Source organism: Croceicoccus esteveae, from assembly GCF_031846435.1.
In the GTDB taxonomy this organism is placed as follows: domain Bacteria; phylum Pseudomonadota; class Alphaproteobacteria; order Sphingomonadales; family Sphingomonadaceae; genus Croceicoccus; species Croceicoccus esteveae.
Genome location: NZ_JAVRHS010000009.1, coordinates 91,579 through 100,794, shown reverse-complemented (window position 1 = coordinate 100,794; position 9,216 = coordinate 91,579). Strand labels below are relative to the sequence as shown.

Genomic DNA, 9,216 nt, shown 5'->3' with positions numbered 1-9,216 from the left:
TCGATCAGATGCTCAACCCTCATAAGCCGCTCGTCTTTCGCTGCTAGACCCTGCAGCGCCTTGCGGATCTTAGCGATCTCTGCGTCCAGAATGAACTTCTCACCAAGCCAGTTCTTGTATGCTGTCTCGAGCGAGAACCTGAGGTTGAAATGCGACATTGCATCTGATTAAGCTGGACGGTCAGGAAGGATCAATGTTCGGGGAGAAGCGTATCCTGAAAACTTGTGGAAGGCGGAATGTGCAATCCGAAAAAGGCTGATCTATTCCCTTTGGAGTTGCCATGACAGATTTTAATGAGCGAGGTGCTAGGTAAGTGAACACTCGCATCCTTTAAAATTTGTCCTTTTTATCCGAAGCGAGCACCAACTGATAATGCCACTCTCCAAATACATGCAGTTGGTACACAAATCCCGAGCAGCCTGCCTTTCAGCGGTTGAAACCTACAATCGGGCATCGGCGATGTATCGGGAAGAAACCTTCGCAATCCTCATGCTAAACGCATGGGAGCTTCTTCTGAAAGCTCGAGTGATGAAGGAAGCCGGAGGCAAGCCAAGCGCGCTCTACGCGAAGCGCGTCCGCAAAAAGAAAGATGGCACACCAAGCAAGCGTAAGGAGATTATCCGAACCCGTTCTGGTTCACCCATGACGATTGGGATCGACAAATGCTGGAAGCTTGTGGCCGGCTACCCCAATGACAGCATAGATACGCTAGGCATCGCTAACATCGAAGCTCTGATGGAAATCCGTGATAATGCGACCCACTTTGTTGTAACGGACGCATTGTTGCGAAAGAAGTTGTCCGAAATTTCGCTAGCGGCAGTCCGCAACTACGTTATTGCAACACAGCAATGGTTTGGGGTCACGTTCTCGGACCTAAATATCGCCTCGATTCCGTTGTCGTTCGATCTAGATCAGAAGGAAGTCGAGGCTGTCGCGAAAAAATCATCGACGATGGTTTCGAAGTTCCTTTCTCACATGCAGAAGGTCGAAGGTGCTCTTCCGAAGGATGAATCCAATTTCGCTTTCTCAGTCAGGGTTGATTTTGACCTGATCAAGAAGAAAGACGAGAACGCGGTCAAAGCTTCAATGGTTGGAAGCAATGACGCCGATCTGACGGTTGTAGTCGAGCAGGATAACGTGCCGCCAGGCTTCACTTTGAGATACCACCATTTGATCAAGATATTGAAAGAGCGCTACAGCAATTTCAAGCAGAACAAAAAGTTTCATACGATCATGAGTTCCGTCAAGAGTGACCGCAAGCTTTGCTACGAACGATATCTGGACCCGTCAAAAAAGCAAAGTAGCAAAAAGTCCTTTTTCAATCCAAACGCCATAAAGATATTCGATGAGGAATATACGAAGAAGAACGCCACTCTCTTCGAGCCTGAACCATCCTAAGACAGCCCGGCATTAGCGCAACCTAAGGTCTAGGTTCTTTTGCGCCATAATGCCGGAAGCCTGGCTCCCCGAGTAGGATTCGAACCTACGGCCATTCGATTAACAGTCGAATGCTCTACCGCTGAGCTATCGGGGAGCAGCCATTTGCGGGCAGAGGCGCATATAACAGGGCCGCGATATTTGGCAAGCGGGCAAATCGTTCTTTTGAGGCTCCGACGTCAGATCACGAACTGTTCGGTCACGATCCGCTCATCAAGGCTGTGGCCTGGATCGAACAGCAACGTCAGATCCCGCTCGTGGGCAACCTCGATCCTGATGGAGGCGATGTCGCGCACCTCTTTCTGATCGGCCACTGCAGAAACCGGACGCTTCTCCGCCTCCAGAACCGAGAACTCGATAGCCAGTCGATCGGGCAGGATCGCGCCACGCCACCTGCGGGGGCGAAAGGCGCTGATCGGCGTGAGCGCAAGAAGGCCACAGGCAAGTGGCAGGATCGGGCCATTGGCGGAAAGGTTGTAAGCGGTAGATCCGGCGGGAGTCGCCACCAGCACGCCATCACAGGCAAGCTCCGCTATCCTCACCTTGCCGCCCACCGTGACGCGCAGCTTGGCTGTCTGTCGTGTTTCCCTGAGCAGGGACACCTCGTTGATGGCGCAGCTGCTGAACTGCGTGCCATCCTGCCGCACAGCCGTCATCCAGAGCGGCGATACCGTAAGGGAACGGGCGCGGGCAAGCCGCTCTGCAAGCGGTCGGGAATTGCGGTTCCGGTTCATCAGAAATCCGACCGTGCCCAGATTGATCCCGTAAGCCGGAACTATGTGCCCGGAATCCAGCATGCCGTGCAGCGTCTGAAGCATGAACCCGTCGCCTCCCACGACCACGATTGCCTGTGCCTGTGCGCAGGGCACCCAGTCATGCGCGTGCCGCAAGACCGCCGCTGCTTCCTGCGCACGCGGCGTGGGAGAAACGGCGAGCGCAAGGCGGTCGTAGCCTGTGAGTGATCTTTGCATGCAAGCCTCCGTTGCCGCAGCGCTTTATCAGGCCGGATGCTCGTCCGGCGCGCTCAGGCAGGTTCGCTTACCCTTGCAGCACGCCGGACGATCGCCGCAAGACCCTTTGTCAATTGCTGCAGGCCGTTCAGACGCGCCTTGGGGTCATTCCACTGCCGGTTGATCACCAGCTTCATGTCGGGCCGCAGTTTCGCGGTGCCTTTCAGACGATCGACATAGGCAAGGAGGCCAGCAGGATCGGGGAACTGGTCGTTGCGGAAGCTGACAAGTGTGCCGCGAGCACCGACGTCGATCTTGGCGATGTTTGCCTCCAGTGCCTGCGCCTTGATCCCGATCAGGCTGATCAGGTTTTCCGCAGCATCGGGCAGGGCACCGAACCGGTCGATCATTTCGGCCGCCAGCGCCTCCACCGCTTCGGTGTCGGCGGCATCGTTCAGGCGGCGGTAAAGCGCCATCCGCACGGCAAGGTCCGGAACGTAATCCTCGGAAATGAGGATTGGCGCATCGACAGTGATCTGCGGACTGAAGCGTGACCGGTCCTCGTCAATGCCGGCATCCCCCGCCTTGGCCGCAAGGATCGCATCCTCCAGCATGGACTGATAGAGTTCAAAGCCGACTTCACGGATCTGTCCCGATTGTTCGTCGCCCAGCAGATTGCCTGCGCCACGGATATCAAGGTCGTGACTGGCGAGCTGGAAACCCGCGCCCAGCGAATCCAGATCGCCCAGCACCTTCAGGCGTTTTTCAGCAACCGGCGACAGTGTTTCGCCCTTGGCGTGCGTGAGGTAAGCATAGGCGCGCACTTTCGATCGCCCGACCCGCCCGCGCAGCTGGTAAAGCTGGGCAAGACCGAAGCGATCCGCGCGGTGAATGATGATGGTGTTGGCCGACGGGATGTCGAGCCCGCTTTCCACAATCGTGGTGGACAGCAATACATCATACTTGCGTTCGTAAAAGGCGCTCATCCGTTCTTCGACCGCACCTGCGCCCATCTGGCCATGCGCGAACACCGCCTTTACCTCGGGCACGTAACGCGCCAGCCAGGCTTCCATATCCGGCATGTCGGCAATGCGAGGCACCACAATGAAGCTTTGCCCGCCGCGATGATGCTCGCGCAGCAACGCTTCGCGCATGACGACATCGTCCCACTCCATGACATACGTGCGCACAGCGAGGCGATCCACCGGCGGTGTCTGGATGACGGACAGCTCGCGCAGGCCGCTCATCGCCATCTGCAAGGTGCGCGGGATCGGCGTTGCGGTCAAGGTGAGGACATGCACGTTATTGCGCAGCGCCTTCAGCTTCTCCTTGTGGGTAACGCCGAAGCGCTGCTCCTCGTCGACAATCACCAGGCCAAGCCGCTTGAACTCGACCGACTTCGCCAGAATTGCATGGGTGCCGATCACAATGTCCATGGTGCCGTCGGCAAGGTCCGCGCGTGTCGCTGTCGCCTCGCTTGCCGGAACAAGCCTGGAAAGACGGCCAATGTTGAGCGGGAAGCCTTTGAAACGTTCCGAGAAATTCGTATAATGCTGCCGCGCAAGCAGGGTGGTGGGCGCGATCATCACCACTTGCCGGCCACTCATCGCGGCTACGAACGCCGCCCGCAGAGCAACTTCTGTTTTGCCAAAGCCGACGTCGCCGCACACCAGGCGGTCCATGGCACGACCGGCGCCAAGGTCAGCCAGCACATCGTCGATTGCGCGCTCCTGATCCTCTGTCTCAGACCAGGGAAAACGGTCGACGAAACTGCCATAGCTGTCTGCATCGGCTTCGATTTCGGGCGCGCTGCGCAAAGCGCGCAAGGCTGCTGTGCGCAGCAGCTCGTGCGCAATTTCGCGGATGCGTTCCTTGAGACGGCTCTTGCGCTTCTGCCATGCCTCTCCGCCCAGGCGGTCAAGCGTGACAGAGCCGTTTTCGCCAGCGGTGTCGCTGCCATAGCGAGACAGGACGTCGAGGTTCTCTACCGGGATGTAAAGCTTGTCCCCGCCGTGGTATTCCAGAGTGACACAATCATGCGGGCTTTTGCCGACCTTGATCGATTCAAGCCCCAGATAACGTCCGATGCCATGGTCAAGGTGAACCACCAGATCGCCCGGCGTCAACGCGGCGAGCTCGGCAAGGAATGCGTCGGCATCCTTCTTGCGCTTCTTGCGCCGGACCAACCGGTCGCCAAGCAGGTCTCGTTCGGTAATGACTTCAAGGTTGCTCGCGGCAAACCCGCTTTCCAGCGGCAGGACAACGGCAACCGGAATACCCTTGGCGGCAAGGCCGAGTGCCTCTTGCCAGCTTTCTGCGACAGCCGGGGCAACCAGTCCCGCTTCGGCCAGTTGCGAGACGATGCGCGCGCGCGATCCTTGCGTGAACGCAGCAACGATGGGCTTTATGCCGGCGCGGGCCTTGTCTGCAAGATGGGCTGCGGCAACCGCGTAGGCGTTTTCGCCCTGCAGCCGCTCCGGTGCAAAATCGCGCGACGAGGAGAAGCCAAGATCGATGCTGCCTTCATTGTCGGGCTCGGCAAAGATCGATGTGCGGTGGACCGGCCACTCACCAAGCTGCTGCCTGAACTCCGCTTCGTTCAGGTAAAGCGCATCGGGCGCAAGCGGACGGTAGCTGCCCGGCGACTGTCCGGCGGCCTCCCGCCGTGCACGCTGGTAGTCGGCGATTTCCTCCAGCCGCTGCTCTCCTGCACGCAGCGCGCTGCCGTCGATGATGGCGACATCGTCACTTGCTTGCAGATGATCGAACAGGGTGACGAGGCGTTCCTCGAACAAGGGCAGCCAATGCTCCATGCCGGCCTGGCGCCGCCCTTGCGAGACAGCTTCGTACAGCGGATCGGAAACGGCACCGGCGCCGAACATTTCCCGATAGCGCGTGCGGAACCGCTTGATGGTCGCATCGTCAAGCAGCGCCTCGCTGGCGGGGAGCAGCAGATGGCTGTCCACCGACCCGGTGCTGCGCTGGTCGCCCGGATCGAACAGGCGCAGTGTTTCTAGCTCGTCTCCGAAGAAATCGAGCCGCAGCCCCATACGCCTGTCCACCGGGCCAAGACCTGAAGGCACAATGTCGAAGATCGACCCGCGCACCGCGAACTCACCGGCATCAATTGCAGTATCGCTGCGCATGTAGCCCTGCCGCTGCAGCAGCGAGATCAGGCTTTCATGCGGGAGCATCATCCCCGGGGTGAGCAGGCGCGTCGCCTCGCGAATGCGGAACGGGGTGAGCACGCGCTGCAACAGCGCATTTACGGTCGTGACGACAAGCTGCGCGCCTGTTCGCGGTGTTTGCAGGGCCTGCAATGCGGCCAGCCGCCGGGCACTTGTCGACAGGGCAGGGCTGGCCCTGTCGTAGGGGAGGCAATCCCAGGCGGGAAACTCGATTACCTGAAGCTCCGGCGCAAAGAACGGCGCGGCATCGGCAATGGCGGTCATTGCCTGTTCGTCGGGAGCAATGAACAATGTCCGGCCCTTGGTCGCGCGGGCGATATCGGCAAGGACCAGCGGCAACGCGCCGCGTGCCAACGAGGACAGTGTCAGCGGCCGTTTGGAATTGATGATGCGGGAAATTTCAGTCATGTCTCTCTTGCGCAATGATAATCCCGCCGGTTTCGCTCCATGGGCAAACAACCGGCGGCGACCGCGGCGTATCCCAAACGCCTATCTGTGGATGTGCACGTAATCGAGACGACGCATCGCTTCCATCTGGGCGCCCTCAAGACGATCGGGCGGCGTCTGGACGTTGAGTGCCCATGCCATCACATCGACGTCATCTTCGTCCAGCAAGGCTTCGAACCAGGCAAGATCGGCTTCGTTCCAGCCGTCATGATGTCGGTCGAAGAAGCCGCCGATCATGAAATCGGCCTCGCGGGTGCCGCGGTGCCATGCCCGAAAGCGCGCCCGGTTGATCCGTGCCGGCCGGTCTGGCGAAGCGTCGGTAGTAACGTCTGTTTCTGCTGCCATTGTGGAAAAAGGAGTTAGCGGGCGCAAAGGCTCGGTGCAAGCGGCGATGGAACCGGCTATAGCCGCCGTTCATGCGTCCCGAACGGCTCAACCCACTGTTTGCAATGGCCGACACGCTCCGGGGCGTGGGACCGCGGCTGGAAAAGCCGCTGGCCCGGCTTGGCCTGAAGCGCGTGAAGGACGTCGCCTATCATCTGCCTGACCGCTTTGTCGAACGGCGGCGGGTAAAGGTGCTGCGCGATGCAAAAGCAGGCGATCACATCATTGTGCAGCTTACCGTGGTCGAGCATCGCGCCAGTGCCGGACGCGCGCCATTCCGGGTGGTTGCGCGTGATGAAGCAGGAGATATGGTGAGCCTCACCTACTTCGGGCGCGCATCCCATGGCGCGAGAAAGGCATTGCCGGTAGGGGAAAGGCGCGAAGTTGCAGGCAGGCTGGAGGAATATGGCCAGTCGCTGCAGATCGTGCATCCCGATCATGTCTCGCCCATCGCACCTGTGCCTGTTGCCGCGTGTGCGACCGACGGTTCCGAAGCTGCAAACGTGCTGCAGGGTGCGGATTTGCTGTGCGAGCCAGTCTATCCGCTGACAGACGGGTTGACGAACCATCGCATGCAGTCCCTTGTTGCTCAAGCCATGCAACCTGCGCCGCCATTGCCCGAGTGGATCGAGCCCGGTTTGATGCAGAAACAGGGCTGGTCCAGCTGGCGCGATGCGCTGGAAGAAGCGCATCGCAGCGGCCGGAAAGAGGCGCGGAACAGGCTCGCCTATGACGAGTTGCTTGCTTCTGCGCTCGCGCTGATGCTGGTAAGAGCAGACAATCGCCGCCGGCGCGGACCGGCGTTGATCGGCACAGGCACATTGCGAGGCCGGCTGCAGTTGCCCTTTTCACTGACTGGCGCACAGCAGCGGTCCATCCGCGAAATAGAAGGCGATCTTGCGCAGCAGCACCCGATGCTGCGGTTGCTGCAAGGCGATGTCGGATCGGGCAAGACGGTGGTGGCGCTCAACGCCATGCTGATCGCGGTGGAAGCAGGCGGGCAGGCCGCTCTTCTGGCTCCGACCGAGATCCTGGCAAGACAGCATCATCAAACCCTTTGCGAACTGGCGCAGGGTACCGGAGTGGAAATTGCCATCCTGACCGGACGGGACAAGGGACGGGCGCGCGAAGCCATATTGATGGGCCTGCTCGATGGCAGCATCGACATCATCGTGGGCACCCATGCCATTTTCCAGGACACGGTGAATTACCGCAATCTCGTGCTGGTGGTGGTTGATGAACAGCACCGCTTCGGCGTGGGTCAACGGCTGTCGCTCACGCGAAAGGCGCGGCAGACAGCACATTGTCTGGCAATGACGGCAACGCCCATTCCGCGCACGTTGACGCTGGCGCAATACGGCGAAATGGAGGTGAGCCGGCTGGACGAACTGCCACCGGGTCGCAAGGCAATCGATACGCGTGTCGTGGCGCTCGACCGGCTCGACGATGTGGCCGCAGGACTGGTCCGTCATGTCGAAGCGGGCGGGCAGGCTTATTGGGTCTGCCCGATGGTGCATGAAAACGAAAGCGCCGATCTTGCAGCGGCCGAAGCAAGGTTTGCAACACTGCGCGAGATGCTGGGCGATGCCGTAGCGCTGGTTCATGGGCAGCTGCGACCCGAAGCAAAGGACGCGGCAATGGCGCGCTTTGTCGCAGGCCAAGCAAAGGTGCTGGTGGCAACCACCGTAATAGAAGTCGGCGTCAACGTGCCCAACGCATCCTTGATGATCATCGAACAGGCGGAACGGTTCGGGCTTGCCCAATTGCACCAGCTGCGTGGGCGGGTCGGACGCGGCGCGGAGCAATCGGTGTGCCTGCTGCTGCGCGGTGACACCCTGTCCGCGACGGCGCGGGACCGGCTCGCGCTGATGCGGGAGACACAGGATGGCTTCCGCCTGGCCGAGGAGGATCTGCGCCTGCGCGGCGCAGGTGAATTGCTGGGCACGCGCCAATCGGGCGATACGCCGTTCCGGGTTGCGACGCCGGAACAGATCAGTGCGATGATCGCCATAGCGCACGATGATGCCCGCTTGCTGATCGACCGTGATGGCGGGCTTCAGGGGCCGCGCGGGGAGGCGGCCCGCACGTTGCTTTACCTGTTTGAACGCGATTATGGCGTGCAATTGCTGCGCGGCGGGTGACGCAAGAAGCTCAAGGCCGCTTTGCCTTTCTGAGTGGAATCGCGATTGACTTGGCAGCACCTTTGGTGATCACTGACGCAATGGGAGCCAAACGGTTCGTTTGGCACAGGGCATGAGGGTGATGGTATGAGTGAACAGGTTGAGCAGCCGGCGCCAAGCCCGGTCGTGGCGTTGATCGTACTTGTGGCAGTGGTGATCGCAGTTGCAGGCTTCCTTGCCCTGGCACATCTGCTGGCGATCGAGGCGGTTTACGCAGGGTTCCTGTTCATTCTTTACTGGACCGGAATTCGTCATTCTGCGTGGGAAGAGTTCATTCCCAGCCTGCTGGGTGCTTTTGGCGGACTGGCACTTGCCGCTGCCTTGCATCTGATGCCGATACATTACGGCACCGCCGGTCTGGTGGTTTCGCTGGCGCTGGTGCTCCTGGCGATTTACCTGCTTATCCGGCAGCAGCTCCCACGCTTTGTCAACATGAGCTTCATGCTGCTGCTGACAGTGACGACGGTGCCGGTAATCACCGCCGATGCACCTTACGTCGACATGGCGCTGGCAATCGCGGTGGGAGCGGCATATGTCGCCGGCCTGATGTGGCTGCTCGGGGTGGTTCAAAAGCGCAGGCTGGAAAAAAGTCCTGCTGCCTGATTAGGCCCGTCAACCCCGTGTTCGGAT

General features: G+C 60.0%; 6 protein-coding genes and 1 tRNA gene. 3 read left to right on the top strand and 4 right to left on the bottom strand.

Annotated elements, in window-relative coordinates:
- Positions 1-390 precede the first annotated feature (390 nt).
- Complete coding sequence (locus RM533_RS10945; RefSeq protein WP_311341270.1) at positions 391-1,398, top strand: DUF3644 domain-containing protein; 1,008 nt, start codon at positions 391-393, stop codon at positions 1,396-1,398.
- 61 nt (positions 1,399-1,459) lie between these two features.
- On the opposite strand, the gene RM533_RS10940 is transcribed toward RM533_RS10945, so the two are convergent.
- From RM533_RS10940 to RM533_RS10925, 4 genes are all read right to left on the bottom strand, one after another.
- A tRNA-Asn gene (locus RM533_RS10940) sits at positions 1,460-1,534 on the bottom strand.
- 82 nt (positions 1,535-1,616) lie between these two features.
- Positions 1,617-2,408, bottom strand: a complete 792-nt coding sequence (locus RM533_RS10935; RefSeq protein WP_311341269.1) for an NAD kinase — start codon at positions 2,406-2,408, stop codon at positions 1,617-1,619.
- Between the two features lie 53 nt (positions 2,409-2,461).
- A complete protein-coding gene (gene mfd, locus RM533_RS10930) occupies positions 2,462-5,983 on the bottom strand; it encodes a transcription-repair coupling factor (protein ID WP_311341268.1) in 3,522 nt (1,173 codons plus the stop codon).
- Positions 5,984-6,064: 81 nt separating this feature from the next.
- A complete protein-coding gene (locus RM533_RS10925) occupies positions 6,065-6,367 on the bottom strand; it encodes an FAD assembly factor SdhE (protein ID WP_311341267.1) in 303 nt (100 codons plus the stop codon).
- 71 nt (positions 6,368-6,438) lie between these two features.
- Here RM533_RS10925 and recG point away from each other — a divergent pair, with 71 nt between their 5' ends.
- A complete protein-coding gene (gene recG, locus RM533_RS10920; RefSeq protein WP_311341266.1) occupies positions 6,439-8,547 on the top strand; it encodes an ATP-dependent DNA helicase RecG in 2,109 nt (702 codons plus the stop codon).
- Between the two features lie 126 nt (positions 8,548-8,673).
- Positions 8,674-9,189, top strand: coding sequence for a hypothetical protein (locus RM533_RS10915; protein WP_311341265.1), 516 nt, complete (start codon positions 8,674-8,676; stop codon positions 9,187-9,189).
- Positions 9,190-9,216 lie beyond the last annotated feature (27 nt).

Excerpts from the sequence above, each read along its gene's own strand:
- RM533_RS10945 (WP_311341270.1), top strand. The coding sequence starts at position 391 with ATGCAGTTGGTACACAAATCCCGAGCAGCCTGCCTTTCAGCGGTTGAA.
- RM533_RS10935 (WP_311341269.1), bottom strand. The coding sequence starts at position 2,408 with ATGCAAAGATCACTCACAGGCTACGACCGCCTTGCGCTCGCCGTTTCT.
- mfd (WP_311341268.1), bottom strand. The coding sequence starts at position 5,983 with ATGACTGAAATTTCCCGCATCATCAATTCCAAACGGCCGCTGACACTG.
- RM533_RS10925 (WP_311341267.1), bottom strand. The coding sequence starts at position 6,367 with ATGGCAGCAGAAACAGACGTTACTACCGACGCTTCGCCAGACCGGCCG.
- recG (WP_311341266.1), top strand. The coding sequence starts at position 6,439 with ATGCGTCCCGAACGGCTCAACCCACTGTTTGCAATGGCCGACACGCTC.
- RM533_RS10915 (WP_311341265.1), top strand. The coding sequence starts at position 8,674 with ATGAGTGAACAGGTTGAGCAGCCGGCGCCAAGCCCGGTCGTGGCGTTG.